Raw genomic sequence first — 22,223 nt, forward strand, 5'->3', positions numbered from 1 at the left:
GGATGAACGAGTATCAAAGGTGGATGAACGAGTATCAAAGGTGGATGAACGAGTATCAAAGGTGGATGAACGAGTATCAAAGGTGGATGAACGAGATTCTTAACTCCTAACTCCCCCTTGTCTCCCCTGCCCCCTGCCCCTCCACTCCCCACTCCCCCAATCTTTAGCCCATACCTTTAGCGATAAAAAACGCTTCACCGATCGGCCCTAATGCAAGTACTGGGAAAAATGTAAGTGCGCCCAGGATTAAAATCACCCCTGCGGTAACACCTGTAAATAGTCCAGTATCGGTTCGCAATGTACCAGTAGTGTAGGGAACAGCTTGCTTACGAGACATACTATCTGCTAAAAACAGCAAACCCAGAATTGGAATATAGCGTCCAGCAATTAAACTGAAGCAGGTACTCAAGTTCCACCACAGGGCAGTTGCAGTAGTTTTTGTACCCGTTGCAGACATCGCCAAAGGTGAAGGTTGTGAATCTCCCAAACCTTCAAACCCAGAACCGTTGTTAGCAGCAGCAGACGCATATTCATAGATAACCTGAGCAAAGCCGTGAAAACCCGGATTACTAATTCCTGATAGTTGATCGGGAAATGCCAAGGCGATACCTGCGGGAATCATAATTGCGATCGGGTGAACCAGCAGAATCAGGAAACTAGCAAGTACAACCTCGCGCTTCTCAATCTTGCGTCCCAAAAATTCTGGTGTGCGTCCTACCATCAACCCTGTAGCGAACACAGCCAGAATCAGGTAAGCAAATAAATAAGCGGTTCCTGTACCCTGTCCACCCCAGATAATTTGCAGAAACATATTAGAAAGGGTAATAAAACCACCGTTGGGCATAAAGGAGTCGTGTAAACTATTGACTGCACCGCACATAGTACCAGTTGTACTTACGGCAAATAATGCAGATTGTGCCCAACCAAACCGGACTTCTTTACCCTCTAGATTCGCTTGCTGACTACCCAGTAGTGCATTCACAGCCGGATTGCCATTGTATTCACCAACGGCAGTGACGATGATAAATATTACATAGAGAACGCCTACCATACCGTAGACTAACCAAGCTTGCTTAGTGTTGTTCGCAAACAACCCATAAGTGTAGATTAGGGATGTAGGAATCGAAAGCATCGCCACAATCTGAATTAAATTAGAAAATCCGTTGGGATTTTCAAAGGGGTGTGCTGAGTTGATGGCGAAAAAGCCACCGCCGTTTTCCCCTAATTGCTTGATAATTTCAAAATGGGCAACAGGGCCACGAGCGATCGCCTGACTAATATTCGGATTTTCCAAGGTAGGGAATACAACTGCACCCCCCAAAGTTTCAGGAACACCAGCTGCCATCAAGACAATGCCGCCCACAATACAAATAGGCAGCAAAATTCGGGTAATCGAGCGAATTAGGTCTACATAAAAGTTGCCTAACGATCTACCAGTCAATCCTCGAATAAAAGCAATTCCTACCGCCAAACCAGTTGCAGCAGAGGTGAACATGTGATAACCAAGTCCCCACATTTGGCTGCCATAGCTCATGTAGGTTTCGCCAGAATAATGTTGCTGGTTAGTATTAGTAATAAAAGAAATAGTAGTATGCAGTACTGTATCCCAAGTTGGAGCATTTATCCCCGTAGGGTTGAGGGGCAACCATCCCTGATTCATGATGATAAAGAAAATCAGCAACCCCATTACTACGTTGCTGTATAGGATTGCCCGCCCATACTGCCAGCCCGTCATATTTTCTTTGCTTTTCACACCAACCAAGGCATAAAGCACTCGCTCAACCGCATTTAAAATTGGGTCGAGAAAAGTACTTTCCTCTAGATAGACACGCGCCATGTAACGCCCAAATAAGGGAGTAAGCGCTACTACAATTAGTAGCGTTAATACAATTTGAATCCATCCTTCTAGCATTGGATTAGTCGAACTCCGACATGAATAAATTTCAGATGAATATCAGATATTCTCTTGCAATGAATCAGAAAAACTAATCAAGTATATAGGCATTATTATTAGCTAACCTATAACTATGCGCTTCTTCAATCAATCATGTAGCTTTTTATCAAATAACACAAGGTATAAATTAATATTTAAACTAACCTATACAAGGAATATATTTATCTATATATACAAGTTTTCAGAGCGTTTATATTGATATATATTTGCAAATATAGAAGGACAGCTAAATGCTAAACAAATAGCTATTTTGCACTCAAATGGGAACATCTCACAAGCCAAGCCGGAAAAGGGGTGGGAATCGAAAGCATGACCACGATTTGAATTATATTAGTAAATTCGCTAGGATTTTCAAAGGGGTGTGCCGAGTTGATAGCAAAAAAGCCGCCGCCGTATTCCCCTGATTGCTTGATAATTTCAAAATAGGCAATTATGCAAGACTTTAGACAAGAAATAAATGCCAGAGCTTCTATGGATTTGGAACAGCGAAGGACTTGGTATTCTCCCGTTGCTGATGTTTATTACAATGCAAGAGCGTCCTATCCAAAGGAACTAATCGATCGGTCTGTCGCTTTAGCCCAACTTGACTCAGATGCATCGATTCTTGAGGTTGGTTGTGGTCCAGGAAATGCGACGGTGGCTTTTGCTCAATTTGGTTTTTCAATGACGTGTATTGAGCCAAACCAGGATTTTTTTCATTTGGCACAACACAACTGCGATCAATATCCAAAAGTTACAATTTGCAATACTTCATTTGAGGAGTGGGAACCAGAAGCAAAAAAGTTCAATGCGGTTCTATCTGCCAATGCTTTTCACTGGATACCGCCAGAGATTAGATATACCAAGGCAGCATCGGCAATGTGCGATAACGGCTTTCTGATCCTGCTATGGAATCTGACCCCAGAACCGAAATATGAAGTTTACCAAGCGATCGAGGAAGTGTATCAAGCTTATGCTCCCTCATTTGCCCGATACGACGGTGCACAGATTCAAGCGGAGATTTTGAGGGAGTTTGGACAAGATATTTTAGACTCCAATTGTTTTAAAGAGTTGGTTGTCGAGCAAACTGTGTGTGAAGTCACCTATAGCATTGATGACTACCTCAAGCTTTTGAGTACCTTTAGGAGACTAGAACCACAAGCGAAAGACTTACTATTTGCAGGATTGCGCCAGAAGCTAGAAAAATTTGGAGATAGCATACAACTCTCGTTTCTTTCTGCTGTTCATGTTGCCCGCAAATGCTAATACTTGCACAACACCTTCTAACTCTTCTCTGTCAGCTTCTGTTAGTAATGGCAGTATTTGATTGTTATTGTTTCCCATGTTAGTAGTTATGTATAAATAATACTGAAATTGCTTTCTAGTTTAATGACCAGAAATAAAAAGGTAGAGCTATGCAACTTAAACCCCCAAACTAGGTTAATCAATTTTAGATTTTAGTTTTGAAAATCCTAGTTGGTAGTGGTCGATTTATCGTTCACTACCAACTAGGATTTGATTTTATGTTTCATTATGGCTAGTTGCTTAGTTGCTTTGGAAATGTGTTTTTTAGTTTAAGGTTTTTCCGAAACAATCGGTTCTGCTGCAATATCATCTAAGCGGATGCTGCTTAACAAATTTCGCCACTCTGCTTGTAGTGCTGCATCTTTAGGATTTTGATCGCGCAGTTGGGCCAGTGTCGTCAGTGCCTCGTACCATATTCCATTTTGGGCATAGATAGCATAGCGCTTTAGAGGTTCTGTGGTTTGTAGCTCTTTGAGAGCGGCTGGTTTGAGTTCGATTCGTTGTATTACCCCTTCGACAAAAGTTGGGGGAGAATTTTCTTGGTTGTCACAGTTAACGGTTAAAAACCAGCGATATTGTTTGTTTAGTGCCAAGACAGGAGCGCTGGTAGGCAGAGAAACGCGGATGACTCCTGGTTTATCTGGTAGAGCGATCGCTTCTTTGTAAATGTCTTTTAAGTCCTGATCTTGCAGCACAAATTCAACTGCATAGGGCAAATCTTTGGTATAGGGCAGATAGAAAAACCAACTTGGGTGTTCTTCTGTTGTCTGTCCCCAGACATTAATCACTGAGTTAGCTTCTTCAGTAAAGGGCACTAAAGCAGTCAGGTCAGTTTTAGTTATAGGAAGTGGACATGCATCCCCCCCGTCGCGCTTCGCTCCACCACGAACGCGACCTCCAGGAGGAGGGCCAGATGGAAGTGAGGGTTGATTAAAGGCTGTAGATTGAGCAAGGTTCGTTTTAACACCACGATTGCTAAGTGAAGAACTAAGAGTTGGTTTTGCCAGTACTGGAGTCAGGCTAACTAGTAAACTAGTGCAGCTAAAAGCTACTACTAAAAACAGTTTTATTGGTTGTGAATTTGACTTCATAAAAACCTTCCCTTAAGTATGCAAACCTAATAGAATTATCTATTAGTTATCCAAAAATTTCATCAAGAAATCTTTCCCCATTTCATAGTAAACTCCAAAAATTAAATTATCGAAATTATTCTGTCCAATACAATTATCAGATTTTTATGCCCTGCCTGCATCAACAGATAAATTTTCTTAACTTAAGCGGATTGCCCTATTCCCCACTACCCACCCGAAGTTTTGTTGATGAATTAAATATTGACATCAAGCCAACCATGACAAGCAACGACAAAGCCGAAGGTACAAAAGGCACCCAAACACCCGAAATTAACAGACCAAAGCAAACTAAATATAGAACACTAGAGGTAATAATAACTGCCAATGCTAACCAAGGGAAGGAAAGCTTTCGCCAAACCAGGACTCTCCCTATTAAAGACCAGCCCCAAATCCAGGCCACCTCAGCCCACAATGACCAAACCCGCAGCAACGGTCGCCCATCCTGCACTGCACTGAGGATTTGGCTGATCATCTGCGCTTGTACTAACACTCCTGGCATTTGCTCATTTAAAAGAACGCCATAGGGTGTAGACCAGGTGTCTGGAGAATCCCCTTTTGCTACCACACCAATTAAAACAATTTTATCTTTGATAGCACTGGGGTTAATTGGACTAGATAAAAATTGGGTTAGCTTCACCTGTTCGGCTATTTGTTTAGGGGAGCGGTAATTGAGTAAGATTTGACCGCCATTGGCATCAATATTTTGATAGCTGCCAGTACGAGATTTCAGCTTCGGAAAAATAGTTTTACCTAGCTGCAAATTCCCTTCAGAGGTGAACTTTGGTTCAATTCCTAAAGGGCGCAGATATAGGGAGGCCAGTTTTAGACTGAATGCAAAGGGAGCAGGACACAAAGATGTCGCCTCTTGGTTCATGAACAGGAGATGCCGACGGATAACTCCATCAGGATCATTAATAAAGTCACTAAATCCCAAATTTGTTGTAGGGATTTCTGGCGGCGGCTGATTTCCTGGGATATTTACTGTGGCATCACTCCCTTTACATACGCCAATCAAATTCTGAGTTGTTTGAAAACGAGTAATTAAATCTGGTTGTTTGGCTTTAAAATCACGGTAGATATCCAAGCCGATCGCACGGGGTTGGTATTGATTCAGTTTTGTCAGGAGTTTGTTAAGAGATTTTTCGGAAATGGAAGCTCCAATTAAATCCTCGTTATTTTTTCTTTGAATTGCCAGATCGTCATCGTCAATTGTGATTACCAGGAGTCGAGAATCAAGTCCCTCGGCAGGGCGCGATCGTATCATCAAGTCATAGGCTGCAATCTCTGGATTTTCCAGCAATCCCAGCAATCTTAGCCCACAAACAAAGCCTGTAATCGCCAAACTAGATAACAAAGTTCTCGTAAGTTTTTGTCTGGTAGACAAAACTAAATTTGGTGCTTCAGTTTTTGTAGACCTTAATTCATCCCAAGTAGGTGGGATCTGTGCTGGATTTTGGCAAATCATTGGTAGCCAAGTCGCACAGGGAAATTTATCCTCAAGTCCTTGCAACCTTTCCCGTGCTTGGCGTACCGACTGATATAAAGGCTCGCCACTGGCAAAACCTTCGAGAAAATACTTTAAGAACTCCTTGGCTACCTGATCTGGGACAGGTTCACGCATAACGATCATCTGAGGGATTTGCAAATCAGCCAGTTCTCGCGCCAATCCCAATCCATCACAGGAGTTGAATATAGCTAGTTGCAAACCGTTTTCAATGGCTTTCTTGAGAGCATACTTTAACTCGCTAATGGTGAGGCTATCAGTTTTATTCAGGTAAATTCGTCCGCTTTCTCCACTTTTGTTACTGGAACTGTGCCCAGCAAAAAAGAGAATATCCCAGTTTTTTCCCCAAAGATGCTCAGTCAATTCCTTTCGTTGTGGTTCTACCAGAAAGCTGACCTTTGCATTACTACACTGTTGCAGTAAAGCTTGGTCAGCCTCAGTGTCAATTCCTTTACTATTGCCCACAATCGCTAAAATGTTGACTAATGGATTTAAAGTGCGTGGTTTTTGAATGCGATCGTAAGATGGGGAAGAAAGGGCGATTTCAGCCTTGGGGTAGCGTTCTAACAAATCCCACAGATGCCAGGGTAATAGCTGCAATTGGCTATTTTCTGTTTGCAAAATTACCCGCACTTCTTCTGTGGACGACAATCTTTCTAACCATTTTTCCCTCAAAGGGCGAAACTCCTCTGCTCGCAGCCACGTATTAAAGCGTGCCCGTAAAATATGAGAAGCGTTTTCGCAGTCTTGAATCATCGATACATTCGTCACCTGCATTTTGTCAGCATGGAGACGATAACGATTGCCTATCTGCCGATAACTAGACTGCCAATGACTGTAATAGAGCGGCATTTCGGGAAATGAAGGTAGTTTGCCCGTAATTTCTGTTGCAGCACGCTTTTGTTCTTCACCAATTTCGAGGGTGACAGCAAACCCTTGCTCAAAACTACCCTCTCCGAATTTCAGAACCACTAACTTACCCATGACCGTCCCTATCCCTGTACGAAACCATGCCCTGTTTTCATGTCTCATAACAAGCTCTATAAGCATTTACAGATTTTTTCAGAATCTCTAAAAGCCAGCTTGAATTTTTAATTAACCAATTACCACTTCATAAATTACCGACAAAAAGGGAAGATAGCTAGATGTTTTAAATTCTAAAATATTCGGTAATGCTAGTATCATTTATGGCTATCTTAACGCTAAATTGCTCTCTAGGTTCACCGCGAAACTGCAACTGAATGTAGTTATCTAATTTTCTAGATTGAGCATCTAGAAATACTGTTCCCGAACTATCTAAAACGGTGAGATGAACTCCTGGTGGCAAGTAGAAGTGATTCCCAGTGGCGTGCAATTGGAGATGAATACTGGTTTGCTGATTTTTTTCTGGGCTGATTTCTACAATCAACATGACGGGTTGGTTGAGAATTTGGATACCCAAATCAATCAGTTTTGCACGTTTAGTAATTGATTCTGGTCGGTTAAGGGCATTTAGTTCCACAGTATCAATACTGCGAAAGGCATAAATTGGTCTGAGTTCTGGCACGTTCCACAGAGATTCAATAGTCTGCCAACCTGTCTCAAATATACCAGCAAACCATTGACTTAAATTCACCAGTGGACTAACTGTGGATTGGCGCAGTTGGCTCAGGTGGTCGATAAACGCTTCCAATGGTTGCAATTGCGCTAAAGGCAACGTTTCAGTTTGGACACTAGGGATAAAACCAAGCAACCTCGCTTCTTGGAACGATTCATCAAATTGAACTACTAAATAACCCACCCGTTCGTCCCAGGTTTCTGGAGGAATGGAACATATCTGCTGATGCAGATGGACAGGGCGACACTCCAGACGACCGATTGAGGGCACTTTTAAATCAGCTACATCCCCACAGAGGCGCATAATCGGGTTCCAACTGTCACTAGCTTGAAGGTCGGTGGGAATATCCATCATTTCTAAGTAGTCATTCACCACCCACACAGCCAGTGTATTCAGCCGAACTTGCTCTGCTTTTTCAGAATTTGGCTGTTGGTTAGCAAATTGCTGGGCAGTTATGCGAGCTGATTGGGAAATTGGTAATGTTAAAGCAAAATCGTCTAGCTGGTAGGTGGAGTTATTCATAAGGAACTTCTTAGTGATCAATGCTGCTGTATACATATCACCCGTATTAACTAAATTTATGCCACAAAATAGAGAATAATTATTGGAAAAAGAATTGGGGATTGAGGGCTAGCCTTCAACAGTTATCAGTTATCAGTTAATTTGTCTGCTGGCAGTCAGAGTCCCCTACGAATATAAGTAACGTGTTTCATTCGGGGTCAAATCTGCGACTGCTTCCAATGATTAAGCTAATCGTCATTCATTTTTCTAGGTTGATTCGCTTGTAGTAAGCGGCTCCAACCCTGCTTTTATACAACTTAAATGCTTATTAGCTTAACTGTTCACTGATTTAATACGGTTCAGATAAGCAGGGTAAGTCAGAGAGACAAGAGGGTTATTGTTAAGTAATTTTTCTCTCCAGAACAGCTTTTTTTCTGGAATTGCCCTCCTGCATTAAGGACTTCCAATTATATGGCGGGCAAGATACCCACCCCACAAAATTAGATAATTTATTTCTTGGAGTTTCTTTAACCAAGAAATTCCTTAATTGAATGGTATTAATACCTACTTACATTTCTTTCATGTCTAAGCAAAAAGTTTTGTAACAATTGTGGCTAGTTTGTGTAAAAATTGCAATCTATACATGAGATATATACAGATTGGCAAGTTGGTGCATTTGAATTCGAGGTCTTTTATGACTAACGACTGGAAAAAACAACTAGACGTACAACTTAAAGAATTAGCGCTCAAAGCCCAACAACATCCATACGCAACCAAAGAACAGCGGATAGCTTTAACACGGCTGATGAATGCCATTTGGCAGTCGGGTAGACTTATTCATCCTTATAAGGGCCAATTTAAACAACTTTATGAAGATATTTATGATGAGGCAGTACAAAATTTATTTTTCTATCTTTGCCAAAATAACAATATTAATAAGTATAATCCAGAACGCGGTGGAGTTATAAATTGGGTAAATATGCTGTTAAGTAAGCGCTTTTTTCCAGAAGCTATTCCCAAAATTATCGGTCAAAGAAATGAAATAAATCTCGAAGATTATCATCTAGAAAATATCTCATCATCTCAATCTCAATCTATGTCTTTATCTGAACAAATAATCGAATGGATAGAATCTGATCCAGAGTTTATTTTTTGCAAAGAACACATAAAAGGTCATCCAGAGGCAAATTTTCAAGCTATAGCGAAAAGAAGATATTCTGGAATTTCCTGGAAAGAGATTTCGGCAGAATGGGGCATTGGAATCACATCTTTACATAGTTTCTACCAACGATGTCTGAAAAAATTTACTGATAAACTCCAAGAATATATGTGTATTTAATATTTAATCAATTTGAATCATTTGGTCAAAAATATGGAAAAAATCGGAGATTATTTAACATTTACAGGGCCGATATCGCTAGATGGAAGACATCGAGCAGAAGAGTTATGTAGGCGACAAGCCACGCAAAAAAAAGCTGAACAAGTTTATCTCAATACTTTGTCTGTGTCTTTCGTAAACTCTTATCTACAATACATGGGATTTGAGACAGACTTAGACAAGAGTGATAGTTGGAATCCTATACAGCATACCCTTATGGATGTAGCTGATTTGTCGCTACAAAACTTGGGATCGTTAGAATGCCGCCCAGTGTTTGCAGATACACAATTTGTTTACGTACCGCCTGAAGTACAGTCAAATCGAATTGGCTATGTGGCTGTGCAGATAAAAACATCATTTCGAGAAGCGACGCTGCTGGGATTTGTCAGGCAGGTACAAACTGATTTGTTACCAATTAATCAGTTGCTACCTTTGGACAATCTACTGGAGTATTTAGAAGAACTGACTCAAGTGACGCAAGCTGAGTTAACTTCTCAATCACACACTGCCAACAAGACTTTAGTTAAATTGAAACAATGGTTGGAAAATTTTTGTGAGGTTGGCTGGCAAGAACTTGAAACTCTCTTTGATTATCAAAGAGCTAATCCAGATTGGAGTCTAAGAGGTGCTAATAATTCTTTTGTGAGCAGGGGTAAGCTGATTAATTTAGGAAAAACAGGAATAATTCAATCTGTAATTTTAATTGTTGGCTTTATTCAAGAGAATGAGCAAGAAATAGACATCATCGTAGAAGTGCATCCTATATGGGGGGAAATTTATCTGCCACCCAATCTCCAACTGATGGTAATTGACTTTGAAGGAGTAGAGGGAAAATCTATTATGGAAGCACAAACTAGAAGCACTAACAAAAATATTCAATTGCAGTTTAGTGGCGACGTGGGAGAATGTTTTAGTATTAAATTGGTATTGGGAAATATTAGCGTTATAGAAAGTTTTCTCATCTGAAGCGAAAAACAATAGGAGTGCTGCAAATGGGAAAGTTAGTTGTTTTGAAGCTAGATGGCGATTTGGAGTTAGGGGTGCGGGTAACGCTGGAGATTGGAGAAGATGGCAAACGCCCCAGCATAGAAACCTCTGGTCATTTACCTGCCAATCTAGAAATAGCTAAAGCAATTAATGAGTGGCGATCAACTTATTGTAGTCTAGGAAGTGGCCGCCTCGAAGCCAAAAAAATTATTTACGATGGTTCTATTACCCAACGGCGTGATGACTGTCAAAACAAAGCTTGTGAGTTGCGATCGCACTTAAATCACTGGCTAGAGTCAGAGTCATTTTGGCGGATTCGAGAAAAATTGCTTAAATACTTAATGCCCAATGAAGAAGTACGAATCCTGATTCGCACTGCTTCTATGCAGCTAGAGAAACTTCCTTGGCATCTATGGGATTTGCTCGATCGGGACTACACCAAAGCCGAAGTAGCTTTGAGTGTTCCAGAGTTAGAACAAGTAATTAGATTGCAGACATCTGTCTACAGACATAAAATCAACATATTGGCGATTTTGGGCGATAAAGCTGGTATTGATATAGACAAAGACTGCGAATTCCTAAAAAAATTACCTAATGCTACCACAACCTTTTTGACACAGCCCCAACGCGATCAGATTAACGATCAGCTGTGGAACCAACATTGGAACATTTTATTTTTTGCTGGTCATAGTAGAAGCGAGGGTGAAACTGGTCGCATCTATATCAATGACAAGGATAGTTTAACAATTGCAGACCTGAAATATGCGCTGAGAAATGCCGTCACCAATGGGTTACAGTTGGCGATTTTCAACTCCTGTGATGGATTGGGATTAGCGCGAGAACTACAAGATTTATATATTCCCCAAATTATTGTCATGCGAGAACCTGTGCCCGATCTTGTGGCACAAGCATTTTTAAAACATTTTCTGGAAGCTTTTTCTTCAGGCGCATCTTTATATATTGCAGTTCGCACTGCTAGAGAAAAACTGCAAGGATTAGAGAACAAATTTCCCGGAGCAACTTGGTTACCGATAATTTGTGAAAATCCTGCTGCCATACCGATGACTTGGCCAAAGCCCCGAATTAAATCTTACATTGGCCTACTCATCAGGGGATTGCTAATGAGTGTGATACTTACTATCAGCGTGCTAGGAGTCCGACAAATGGGAGGATTGCAAACATGGGAGTTACAAGCTTACGATCAATTAATGCGATCGCGTCCCCAAGAAAAGCAAGATTCGCGCCTGTTGATAGTCACTGTTACCGAAGAAGATTTTCAGTTACCAGAGCAAAAGGAAAGAAGTGGGTCGCTATCGGATCTAGCACTAGCCAGACTTTTGGAAAAACTTGCACAGTTCCAACCCAAAGCCATTGGCTTGGATATTTATCACGATCAGTCATCACAACGAAACCAAGCTTCTTTGGCGACTAGGTTGAAAACAGATCACAAGCTTTTTACAATTTGCAAAGTTCAAGAACTTACAAAAGAACGTCCCGGAATTTCACCTCCTTTGGGGGTTCCGTTAAAACGCCAAGGATTTAGTGATATTGTCCCAGACTCAGACCACGTTTTGCGTCGTCATTTATTGGCAATGCAACCAGCAGATGTAACCTCCCCTTGTACTGCACCCTACGCCCTTAATGCTCAACTGGCATTCCACTACTTGGAGGCAAAAGGCATCTCTGCCAAATACACTGACTCTGGGGATTTGCAGTTAGGTAAGGTTGTTTTTAAGCGGTTGCAGCCTCAGATGGGTAGATATCAACAAGTGGATACAGGGGGCTACCAAATATTGCTCAATTACCGCTCTTTCCAAGGTTCTCCTGGAGAAATTGCTCCTAAAGTCACACTCACAGATGTTCTTAGGGGTAAAGTCAACCCTGAACTAGTCAAAGACCGAATTGTTCTCATTGGTACTACTGCCCAAAGCTTTCGTGATTATAGTCCTACCCCCTACATGAATGGGCAGGCTTTTTCTGCCGAAGAAATACCAGGAGTGGTTCTGCAAGCACAAATGGTGAGTCAGCTAGTGAGTGCGGTGATAGATGGCCGACCTTTGATATCAGTTTTGCCCGTTTGGGGCGAAGTTTTATGGGTTTGGAGTTGGTCAGTGGTTGGAGGTGCGTTTGGCGTAGCCGGATTAGTAGCGATCGCACCAAGCGATCGGTCAAGACTATATTTAGTATTGGCCGGAGGAGGTGTACTTGGAGTCTTATACGTTTTTTGCTTAATTCTCTTTTACCAAGGGATTTGGGTTCCCCTCGTTCCATCAGCTTTGGTTTTAGTGGCTACTGGCGGCACAGTGGCAACTTATGTATTTTTACAACAAAGCAGCGACAACTGATTTCTACAACTTGAGGTATAAATAAAAATGAAGTTATCTATGCAAAAGATTCAAATTTTCCTCACCATTAGTTTAATACTCCTTAGCTCTATAGATGTACAGGCACAGCCTGCAAATCCCAACGAACAATTAAAGCAATCGTTGATTTTCGCAGCACCGCCTCCACCAAAAGGCATCGGGGAACCAGGTAAGCGAGGAGAAGCAGGTAGTCGTGGCTGTGGTCAGGATATGAATAAGCGCATGATTTCTTCTCAAAAACGGCTCACAGCCTTAGTGCCTGTTTATTCAAACTCAGAATTGGTATTTGGCACAACGATCAGAGAGCATCCTAGTTTCTTATTCTATGTTCCTTATGCATCCGACTTTGCATCTGGAGAGTTTGTCCTAGAAGATGAAGCAGAACATCAGACTATTTACAAAACTTCTTTAACAGGGACACCAGGAGTAGTAAACTTTCGCTTGCCATCAAAAGCAGCACCTTTAGAGATTGGCAGGCAATACCGATGGTATTTTAACATCTACTGTCAGAAGGATAACCAAATTATTGCTAATGTTGAAGGCTATGTAAAACGGGAAGAACTAAAGCCTGCTTTGAAAACTGAATTGGAAAAAGCAACACCACGCCAGCAAGTAAATCTTTATGCGGCTAATGGTATTTGGTATGAAGCGCTGAGTGCTGCTAGTGAATTGCGTCGCACCAATTCACAAGATACTTCTTGGACGGCGCTGTTAAAAGCTGTAGGTTTGAATGATTTTGCAACTGAACCAAAAGTAGAGTGCTGCAATTTAGAAAATTAGGGCGTTGCATAAATGCGGGATGATTTTATAGAGTTTCCTTTGCACGGCAGTTGCAAGGCTTGTCGGCAGAGCCGCAAGGGTACACTGCCTTGTCTTTGGGCCTTTGCGCGAGATAAATCCCGCAACTATGCAACGCCAGAATTAGCAGTAAAGAGCGATCGCCTTTGAAGAAAAATCAGCGACGCTCTACACTTACTTAATGGTTAAGTTGATTAACTTGCAGCCGCAACTGACTTTTTACGGTTAGAACGCTTGCGCTCTGATTTTTTCTTTAGTCCAACTGCTTGAGCTTGATCGCTGTCTGACCCATATTGCCCGCGCACAACTTCTTTCATCGCTAATACAGCATTGTGAAATTCCCATTCTGCTAATCGCGCAGTATCAGCCGCAGCACGGTATAAAGTTAGTTTCTCGATTTCGGTTTGTTGAAAACTCAACATAGTTTGATAAGCTTGCTGTAAGTTTGCAGCAGAGGCATCAGCACGGGTTGTATTGTATGTGCTGATGGTTTGAAAACCGTGCAATGAAGCAATATCTTGACTAATTGATTGAGGAGGCAAACGCCGTGTTGTATCTTGGGTAGGCATAGATGTATACCGTAATAAAGTATACATTTAATATGCCCATTACAACTCTAAAGCTAACAGGAGACTTTTACAGCTATTTTCGGGTAAATGTACCACATCTTTTTTATCTCACGCAAAGCCGCTCCAGGCGCACAGATGAATCAAGAGTGTGGTTTAAGAACATGAAAACTGCTGTAAATTATGCAAGCCGATGCAATGGCATTGTCAGGCGATGCGATCGCACTGTAAATCGATGCAATGACATTGTTAGCCGATATAATGGCATTGTCAGGCAATGCAATGGCATTGTCATCCGCAACAATGGCACTGTAAATCGATGCAATGGCATTGCAATCCGATGAAAAAAACCTAGATTACAATCTGACTTTCTTAAATTACGAATTACGAATTACGAACTTGTACTGAGCTTGTCCTGAGCGTAGTCGAAGGGCGTAGCCGAAGTATTACGAATTGCTCTGCAAGATGCAGGCTTCAACCAAGGACTATGGGGCGTAGTGGTGGGAAGATTTGCTGTTAGGACGACTTCCCCTTTTTCGTTTAGCGTCAAACCAGTAGCTTCTATAATTGGTTCTGGTGCGGGGGTAGTTGTTTTGCTGGGAACAAAGGAGCGATCGCGGTTATCACTGTTTGGATTGAGACTCACCAAATCTACTTTCACTGCATCAGCGTTAAGAGCTTCACTTGGGTTAGGTGGCAAGCCGCCGCGTCCAGTAATTATAAAACTGTTTTTAGCTAAATTTCCACCAGCTTGACAAGTCTGTGCTACAGAGGTATCAACTGGTACGGTTGGCAAGTTAACTAAGCCACTGTTAGGGTCTACATCAGGTGTGTTAAGTTCTACAGTGCCGTTTACACCAAACTCAGAACTAGCGGTGATATCACTCAAAGAAGTTGGCTTAGAGCGGGGTTGAATGCCATAGATACCAAAGGCTCGAATATCTACTCTTCCACCACTGCCTGTGTAAGCATTAGCAGTGATGTCGCTATTTTCTTTTGGGACAGCAACAATGAAGCCAGACGGGGCATTAATATTAATGTTGCCACCATTACCACCAGTTTTGTCTGTGCCTGCGGTGGTGGAAATGGAAGCGCCACGACGCAGAAGTAGTAAATCAGTTTGTAAGTTGATATTGCCACCGTTACCTAATTCAGATTCCGCAGTGAGCCTTCCTTGGTTGTCTAAACGAATTTTAGGCGAGAAAACTTCAATGTCTCCAGCAGTTCCTAAACCAGAAGAGCGAACAAACAAGCCACTGCTAGCACTAAGATTAGGAACTTCTGTAGGAAATTGAGTAATTCGGGAGTCGAAAGTCGCATCAGTGCCATTAACAATTATAGAGTCAGTAGCGTTGAGAGTAATCTTACCTGCGCTTCCTTTGCCAGAGGTGGTAGAGAGAAATTGTCCTCCATCAAGAACCTCAACTTTATTTGCATTCACTGCAATATTGCCACCATTGCCATTACTTGTAGTTCGTGCGTCCAAAACTGCACCATCTGATACAGTGAAACTGTGAGTGTTAATAGTGATATCCCCTCCTTTATTTAAAGAGTTGGTAAATGTAAATAATCCACTGGATTTTCCAGTTGTGGGGCGTGTCCCAGAAATACTGACAGCATTAGCAGTATTAATTTTAAGTGTGCCAGCATTCCCCTCTCCAGAAGTGCTAGCAGACATAAGAGCACCATCAGTTAAGGATAATGAGTCAGAAGAGATCATAATGTTACCTCCATTGCCTATCCCTCCTGGTGATACTAAGCTGAAAATTCCACTAGCAATTCCATCCTTGCTTCCAACAATCGTTACTGGACCAGTGACTTCTATATTGGTATTCCCCGCATCCCCCCGTCCAGCAGGCTTATCAAAATAGTCAATATAAATTGCACTGATCAATGTAGCACCATCATTAAGAGAAAGTGAAGTAGCTTTAATATCAAGATTTCCACCTTTACCAACACTTCCAGCCCCCACACCAGTGACAATTTTAGTAGGAATACCTGCAAGAGAAACCGAATCTCTGGCACGGACAGTTATGTTGCCTGCTCGACCTTGCCCTTGGGTCCTGGTATCCAATGTAGCACCATCATTTAACGAGACAGTGCCGGAATCAATAGTAATGTTACCTCCATTGCCTACTGCTCCTGATTGCACTATGCTAAATACACCACTGTCAAGACCGTTAAAGAAAACAAAATCGCGGGCAAATATAGCAACACTGCTTGCATCTCCTTGTCCTAAAGTACTAGCACTTAGTCTGGCTCCATTGGTGATTAATAGTGACCCAGTTGTGATATTGATACTACCTCCATTGCCCATAGCCATATCTCCTACTTGGCTAGCTGCTCTACTAGGGACACCATTATTACTTACCCCATCAAAAGATACGGTATCGCGGGCTTGGATTGCTATACTACCTGCATCCCCTCGACCCCGAGTATTGGCAATCAGTTCAGCGCCATCTCGTAATGAAAAGGAACCAGAATCGATAGTAATGTTACCCCCATTGCCAACTGTCCCCGTATCCACTGAGCTGTCAATCCCACTCAATAAACCGTTATTCTCCCCAGCAATATTAACAGCACCAGTAACTTTCACATTCACATTCCCCGCATCCCCCCGTCCTGCTGGTAGGTTATTAAATGCTTCACTAGTACGGGTTACCAATTGAGCGCCATCAATTAGTGATAGTGTTGCAGCATTGATGTCAATATTACCTCCCTTACCTACAGCCCCTGATTCCACTGTGCTGAAGATGCTAGCATCTGCAATGTCAACAGCATTTTTTGCACTCACTGTCACATTCCCTGCATTCCCTTGTCCAAATGTTGAGGTACCAAGTTGAGCGCCATCTCGTAATGAGAAAGAAGCAGAATCGGTAGTAATATTACCCGCATTGCCTTGTGACCTCAAACGCACATCATTAAAAACTACGCTCCTATCGGCCACTTTTATTTCCCCGGTAGCATTCAGCGTAATATCTCCCCCAATTGTTTCAGGTGTCCCCAAACCTTCCTCAATACCACCAAGTACAATACTTCCTCCCAATATGTCTAGATTCTTAGCATTGACTGCAATATTACCGCCACCAGCGCCTTCTACATATATCGCAGCTTGATTAGTAAGGGATACCGAAGCTCGCCCAACATTCTCAGGAAATTTCAAACTGAGATTATCACCATCTACATTCAACGCTACACTACCAAGTTCGCCCAACCCTCCTAACTCAACTCGTCCACCAAAAGCATTTAATTCTCCCCCATCCATGCTGACATTCCCACCCACCAGCAGCAAACTTTTTCCATCTGGTACTTGTAAACCAAATGCATTAAAGCCTGCTGAATCTTTTCCTGCAAATGCAACTGAGCTATTTTGAATCGCTGCGTTTTGATTAATCTGATTAAACAGCAATGCTGAAGGATTAATAGTCAACAACGGTGAAGGGATATTTTGCTCACTAGCGCTAAAAAATCCACGATTTCCAAATTGCAGTGCATTCGCTGTCGTCGCTACAAAAGAACCACCAATATTCAACGAAGCATTACGCCCAAAAATAATCCCACTAGGGTTAATCAGAAACAGGTTGGGATTAGAGTTACCAAATGTGCCAATGGTTCCAAAAATCTTGGAGGGATTACCACCTGTAACGCGGGCCAAAATATTCTGAATATCCGCGCTCCGACTGTAGAAATAGGCTCCTCGTCCTTCAGCCACATTGAATTCCCGGAAACTATGGAATAGATTTGCACCTCGCTGCGCCCCGCCATTGATTACGTCAACAGGTGAGTCAGGAGTAAAAGGTGTGACCAAAGAACTTTCAGCACCCAGCGTATTATCAGGTATGGGCTTGAGTTCTTGAGCTAGGGCGCAATTTGTACTCCAAATGCTCGCACTAGCGATCGCAATCCCTATAAACCAGCTCCAACGATTACTCATCTCATACCAATTCACGAAAAGCCTGATACAAATAAAGCATCCAAAATAAAACCCCAACCTGTAATAGAAGCAACAATTGATGTGTTGAATGTTTCAAGACGTTGCCATACAAATTCTCTCAACTCATCTTCATAGTGAAAGGATTCCCAACTCAAAGACCTTTTAATCTCTTGCCAAAAGCGTTCTATAGGATTAACTTGTGGTGTATGTGGTGGTTGAAACAGCAGAATGATATTTTCTGGTACTTGAAGATATTGACTACAATGAAAAGCTCCATTATCTAGTTGAAGAATGTGTGTATCCTCTTGATATGCCGCAGCAAATTTTTCCAAAAATATGTTAAAACAAGTGGTATTTAAATGTGAAAATTCCCAAATAAAATGTTCTCCAGTTAATGGTTATACTAAACCATATAAATAAAAATTATCTCTTTTCCATTGCATATTACCCAGAGGTTTGATACCTTTTTTGGTAATTAATCTTCCTGACTCAGTTTTTAATCCTAGTCTACTTTCGTCCCCACACCAATATCTGATTCTTTTTTGTTGATCTACTGGTGCTATTATGTGTTTTTTGATAACCTCTAAGAATTGTGGTAGTTTTTTTTAAATTCTGACTCTGCCTCTTCTTCATGTTTTATGCCTACTGGTCTTGGCACTTTTAGCTTTGCTTTCATTTGATAATGCACTGTGTCGTGTACTACTTTATACGACGCTTCTATTCCCTCAACTGCTTTTAACCATGTACGTATTTCCTCATAACTTTTGAATCCCTGTGGCTGTTGGAGTTCTCTGTCTAGTTGCTCTCTTGCCGAAGATTTAATAATTGGCGATCGCCCTGGACTTTTTTTTGTTGACAACAGACTCATTATTCCTGACTCTGTATAAGTCTTTAACCATCTTTCTACCGTTACCCGTCCTCTTCCCAACACCACAGCTACATCCTGTACTGTTTTTACTTGCCCTATTTTCAGTAAATACAAAGCTTGAATACGTTCCAGGTTTGATGCTGTTTTTTGTTTTCTCAACAGTTCATGCAATTGGTCAACTGATTCAACTATTTTTACTTTGGTGACTCCAGCCATCTTTGCTCGTAATATTTATTCCTTAATTATCTGTATCATACTTTTCGTGAAATAGTATCAGACATTGTACACCCCTAAGCAAACAGCAGTTGCTAAACTTTTGGTTATGTCACACCACTAATGTGGGTTTACGCTGATTGAAGTCACCTCTGGATAATTCTCTGTTGCGATTGCGTTAGTTTTACGCAAAACTTGCTAATTGATTTACATAATTTTATACAATATAATTCATCAGTCGATACAATGGCATTGTCAGGCAATACAATCGAATTGTCAGCCGATACAATGGCATTGTTAGCCAATACAATGGCATTGTCAGTTGATGCGATCGTATTGTTAGTCGATGCAATCGCATTGTCAGTCAATGCAATCGCATTGTCAGTCGATGCAATCGCATTGTCACCCAATACAATCGAATTGTCAGGCAAAACAATGGCATTGTCAGTCGATACAATCGCATTGTCAGTTGATGCGATCGCATCTGCGTAAGTAAATGGACAAAAAGTTAACTCCAACTCTAGCCTGAATCCCACCACTTGAAGTTGTGAGAGTGGCTCAAAGCCAATTACCCAAAAGAATATAGGGGGCCCAAAACCTGGGACGTTGGTACTTGGGATTTTTCAAAAGAGCTAGCTGGGCGCGACGGAGTACTTCAGCTTTAGTTAGGTTTTTGTTGGCTAACTCTTGGTAAAATTGACTCATCAACACAGCAGTAGACTCATCATCCAAGTTCCACAAAGAAGCGATCGTACTGCGTGCTCCTGCCTGAAAAGCAACACCAGCAATTCCTAGTGCAGCTTGTTCGTCTCCGGTTGCTGTTTGACAGGCACTAAGAATAAGCAATTCAATCGCTTCGGGTCTATTTTGCTCTAATGTTCGCACTAACTCATTTAACTTTTTGACATAAATACGCTCATCCCAAGCGACAATAAATGTCTCTTCAGCCTTGGAGCTAAACTGACCATGAGTTGCAAGATGAACGATAGGGAAAGATAGAGAATTAATTCGGTTTTGCAAAGTTTTGCTGGTAAATTGTTGATTTAGAAGGATAGTGCTAGGTACTTGAGAGCGGATTTGTTCTAATTCAAGTTTGACGTTAGGTAATGCAGAAAATCCCGAACTTGCTTGAGTCAATCCTGCGGCTATTGCCTTTAATCCTTTCTCTAATGGTTTGGGTTCAATCAGTTGCAGACTGGGGGTAAGTGCAATGTTATACTTCTCAACTAGATACTGTTTGCCATCGTAAAGAGCTGCCATCGGAATATTTCGCAACCAACCATCCAGCACAAACACCAAAGTAGGAGTCTTAGTTTCAGCTAAGGCAGCTTCAGCAGGTTGAATTAGCCATTTGTAAACCTTCTGGGATAAAGATTGAACCTGTCGCAGCGTGTGTGGTTTGGGTAGATTTTCCTGTAGTTGCACTAAAGTAGTTTTCAATTCTTTTTCAACTACAGGGGTAGTGTAGTGCAACCAACGCTGTTGAGGCAACTCAACGATCACCTCTAGTCGGTCTGGTAAAATAAATGGATAAATAATTGCTGCCGTTGGATCTTTTTTTGGATTACGAATTTGAGCATTTAAACAGTTGTTGCGAAAGAAGTTTTCTAGTTCTGCTATTTGGAGTGATTCGATTGTATTGCTGGCTTTTGCGAGATTTTCTGAGCTAACTTGATTACCCTGAGATTGCAAAAGTAAATCAACCAACTGTCGATAAACTGGTTCAACTTCTTCTCGAAAGGAAAATTTCACCGCAGAATTGACAGCAACTAAATCACTGCGGAGGGCTTGGAGGTTATTAACTGCTTCTGTGTAAGCTGCTACTGCTCCTTTTATATCTCCCTTAGTTTTAAGCAAACGTCCTAATTGCCATTGCCATTGATAGCCAATGTCTTTAGCATCGATATCTTGAGCGATGAGTAAGGCTTGTTGGGTGAGGTTTTGGGCATCAGACCACTGTCGAGTTTGTTCGTACACTTGCCCTAAAACACCAATAGCATAGGATTGTGTGCGTTTATCTTGCAAACTTTTTGCTTGCTCAATAGCAGTTCCCAGCAATTGGGCAATGTCCAACCATGAGGAAGTGTCTGCGGCAGTTTTTTTTCGGAATTGCATTAGACTTTGGGCAAAGTTAATGCGGGCAGAAATTGCTGTCGGACTAAGGGGTAAGTCGTTAAGCTGAGTTTTAATTTGCGAGGACAATGTTTGGAAAGCGGACAATTGCTCAGTTTTCAGCAATAGTCTTAGTTGATTGGCTTGAGCTTGGATGCGTGTAGTGGGTGAGGTTGCAGTTTTGATAGTTTGTTGATAATATTTTATAGCGGTTTGCGTGTCTTGCTGAACACGCGCTGTATTACCCAGACTAAGGAGAATATCAGCGATCGCTTCCTGATTTGGCAACGATGAAGCTACTTCTAAACTTTGCTGCAATATCTGCCGAGATGTTTCTAAATCACCTGTGACTTGCATGACATTGCCGAGACTATGCAGGGCTGCGACTTTAACAGGTGAGTTGGGTTGACTTTGGAGAATCTGGGTAGTTTGCCTTAATGTCTTCTCAGCTTGACGATAAAATCCTAAAGCTTGCAAAGCTTGTGCTTGGTTAATCCGATTTTGAATACCCGCCCTCTTACTACCTATTTTGGTATAAATGTCAAGTGATATTCGCCAAGTATCCAGGGCATCTTCAGCTTTGCTTTGAGCCAATTGTAAGCGACCTTTGATATCTAGGACTTGGGCTAGAATTTGCAAGGAGTCTTTGCTATTTATATTTTGAGAAGTTTGTAATAAGTTGAGACTTTGAGCGATCGCAGTTTCTGCCTCTGACCACTGTCCTAATTGCTGATAAGCTAATGAGAGATTACCCAGTGCGATCGCTTGCTTCAGTTCATCCCCATTGCCTTGTAATGCAGAGATAGCCTGTTGCCAAGAAGTAGCAGCTTCAGCAAACCGTTCAGCTTCATAAAATTTACTGCCTTGTTCCAGTAAATTTTGGGCATCAAGTAAGCTTTGAACACTAGAGTTTTCCGTAGTTACATGTGCGAAAGTGGGGGGCAATAACCCCGCGCCTAAGAACATAGCCAAAAGCAACAGTACACTTAAAAGGCGTTTGATTTTCCGTAATCTAGATTTTTTTCTTGTCATGT

Annotated in this window: 17 protein-coding genes and 1 pseudogene; 8 read left to right on the top strand and 10 right to left on the bottom strand. The window is 41.7% G+C overall.

The window, feature by feature from the left end; all coding sequences use genetic code 11:
* Positions 1 to 163: 163 nt before the first annotated feature.
* Positions 164 to 1,912 (bottom strand): potassium-transporting ATPase subunit KdpA, encoded by a 1,749-nt coding sequence (kdpA, locus tag V7L20_RS18310; RefSeq protein WP_334745452.1) that lies wholly within the window; start codon positions 1,910 to 1,912, stop codon positions 164 to 166.
* A gap of 335 nt (positions 1,913 to 2,247) precedes the next feature.
* Positions 2,248 to 2,385 (bottom strand): annotated as a pseudogene (locus V7L20_RS32770) (potassium-transporting ATPase subunit KdpA); the annotation flags it as partial.
* A gap of 1 nt (position 2,386) precedes the next feature.
* Here V7L20_RS32770 and V7L20_RS18320 point away from each other — a divergent pair.
* A complete protein-coding gene (locus tag V7L20_RS18320) occupies positions 2,387 to 3,199 on the top strand; it encodes a class I SAM-dependent methyltransferase (protein ID WP_334745453.1) in 813 nt (270 codons plus the stop codon).
* Between the two features lie 308 nt (positions 3,200 to 3,507).
* Here the strand turns inward: V7L20_RS18320 and V7L20_RS18325 are convergent, their stop codons facing one another.
* The 3 genes from V7L20_RS18325 to V7L20_RS18335 form a co-directional block, all read right to left on the bottom strand.
* The gene (locus tag V7L20_RS18325) at positions 3,508 to 4,329 is read right to left on the bottom strand and encodes a DUF928 domain-containing protein (RefSeq protein ID WP_334745454.1); all 822 of its coding nucleotides are present in this window, start codon (positions 4,327 to 4,329) and stop codon (positions 3,508 to 3,510) included.
* A 196-nt stretch (positions 4,330 to 4,525) separates the two neighbouring features.
* Entirely contained in the window at positions 4,526 to 6,856 is a 2,331-nt protein-coding gene (locus tag V7L20_RS18330) for a CHASE2 domain-containing protein (protein WP_334745502.1), read from the bottom strand.
* Between the two features lie 166 nt (positions 6,857 to 7,022).
* On the bottom strand, positions 7,023 to 7,991 hold the full coding sequence (locus tag V7L20_RS18335) for a DUF1822 family protein (RefSeq protein ID WP_334745455.1): 969 nt from the start codon (positions 7,989 to 7,991) through the stop codon (positions 7,023 to 7,025).
* Positions 7,992 to 8,664: 673 nt separating this feature from the next.
* Here V7L20_RS18335 and V7L20_RS18340 point away from each other — a divergent pair.
* The 5 genes from V7L20_RS18340 to V7L20_RS18360 are packed head-to-tail and all read left to right on the top strand — an operon-like array spanning position 8,665 to position 13,646.
* Entirely contained in the window at positions 8,665 to 9,309 is a 645-nt protein-coding gene (locus V7L20_RS18340) for a sigma-70 family RNA polymerase sigma factor (protein ID WP_334745456.1), read from the top strand.
* A gap of 33 nt (positions 9,310 to 9,342) precedes the next feature.
* Entirely contained in the window at positions 9,343 to 10,314 is a 972-nt protein-coding gene (locus tag V7L20_RS18345) for a DUF1822 family protein (RefSeq protein ID WP_334745457.1), read from the top strand.
* A gap of 26 nt (positions 10,315 to 10,340) precedes the next feature.
* Positions 10,341 to 12,680 carry a CHASE2 domain-containing protein gene (locus V7L20_RS18350; RefSeq protein WP_334745458.1) on the top strand — a complete coding sequence of 780 codons (2,340 nt, stop codon included), beginning with the start codon at positions 10,341 to 10,343 and terminating at the stop codon, positions 12,678 to 12,680.
* A gap of 39 nt (positions 12,681 to 12,719) precedes the next feature.
* On the top strand, positions 12,720 to 13,478 hold the full coding sequence (locus V7L20_RS18355) for a DUF928 domain-containing protein (protein WP_334745459.1): 759 nt from the start codon (positions 12,720 to 12,722) through the stop codon (positions 13,476 to 13,478).
* Positions 13,479 to 13,490: 12 nt separating this feature from the next.
* Positions 13,491 to 13,646, top strand: coding sequence for a hypothetical protein (locus V7L20_RS18360; RefSeq protein WP_334745460.1), 156 nt, complete (start codon positions 13,491 to 13,493; stop codon positions 13,644 to 13,646).
* Between the two features lie 44 nt (positions 13,647 to 13,690).
* Here V7L20_RS18360 and V7L20_RS18365 read toward each other — a convergent pair whose 3' ends face one another.
* Entirely contained in the window at positions 13,691 to 14,065 is a 375-nt protein-coding gene (locus V7L20_RS18365) for a hypothetical protein (protein ID WP_334745461.1), read from the bottom strand.
* Between the two features lie 32 nt (positions 14,066 to 14,097).
* On the opposite strand from V7L20_RS18365, the gene V7L20_RS18370 reads away from it, so the two are divergent.
* Positions 14,098 to 14,406, top strand: a complete 309-nt coding sequence (locus V7L20_RS18370; RefSeq protein ID WP_334745462.1) for a hypothetical protein — start codon at positions 14,098 to 14,100, stop codon at positions 14,404 to 14,406.
* A 47-nt stretch (positions 14,407 to 14,453) separates the two neighbouring features.
* On the opposite strand, the gene V7L20_RS18375 is transcribed toward V7L20_RS18370, so the two are convergent.
* The 3 genes from V7L20_RS18375 to V7L20_RS18385 all read right to left on the bottom strand — a co-directional run bounded on the left by V7L20_RS18375 (position 14,454) and on the right by V7L20_RS18385 (position 19,080).
* A complete protein-coding gene (locus tag V7L20_RS18375) occupies positions 14,454 to 17,996 on the bottom strand; it encodes a two-partner secretion domain-containing protein (RefSeq protein ID WP_334745463.1) in 3,543 nt (1,180 codons plus the stop codon).
* 11 nt (positions 17,997 to 18,007) lie between these two features.
* The gene (locus V7L20_RS18380) at positions 18,008 to 18,328 is read right to left on the bottom strand and encodes a transposase (protein WP_334745464.1); all 321 of its coding nucleotides are present in this window, start codon (positions 18,326 to 18,328) and stop codon (positions 18,008 to 18,010) included.
* Positions 18,329 to 18,579: 251 nt separating this feature from the next.
* Positions 18,580 to 19,080, bottom strand: a complete 501-nt coding sequence (locus V7L20_RS18385; RefSeq protein ID WP_334745465.1) for a helix-turn-helix domain-containing protein — start codon at positions 19,078 to 19,080, stop codon at positions 18,580 to 18,582.
* 243 nt (positions 19,081 to 19,323) lie between these two features.
* Here V7L20_RS18385 and V7L20_RS18390 point away from each other — a divergent pair, with 243 nt between their 5' ends.
* Positions 19,324 to 19,569 carry a hypothetical protein gene (locus V7L20_RS18390; protein ID WP_334745466.1) on the top strand — a complete coding sequence of 82 codons (246 nt, stop codon included), beginning with the start codon at positions 19,324 to 19,326 and terminating at the stop codon, positions 19,567 to 19,569.
* Positions 19,570 to 19,635: 66 nt separating this feature from the next.
* On the opposite strand, the gene V7L20_RS18395 is transcribed toward V7L20_RS18390, so the two are convergent.
* Positions 19,636 to 22,221, bottom strand: a complete 2,586-nt coding sequence (locus V7L20_RS18395; protein WP_334745467.1) for a CHAT domain-containing protein — start codon at positions 22,219 to 22,221, stop codon at positions 19,636 to 19,638.
* Positions 22,222 to 22,223: the final 2 nt, after the last annotated feature.

Source organism: Nostoc sp., from assembly GCF_036916735.1.
In the GTDB taxonomy this organism is placed as follows: Bacteria; Cyanobacteriota; Cyanobacteriia; order Cyanobacteriales; family Nostocaceae; genus Nostoc.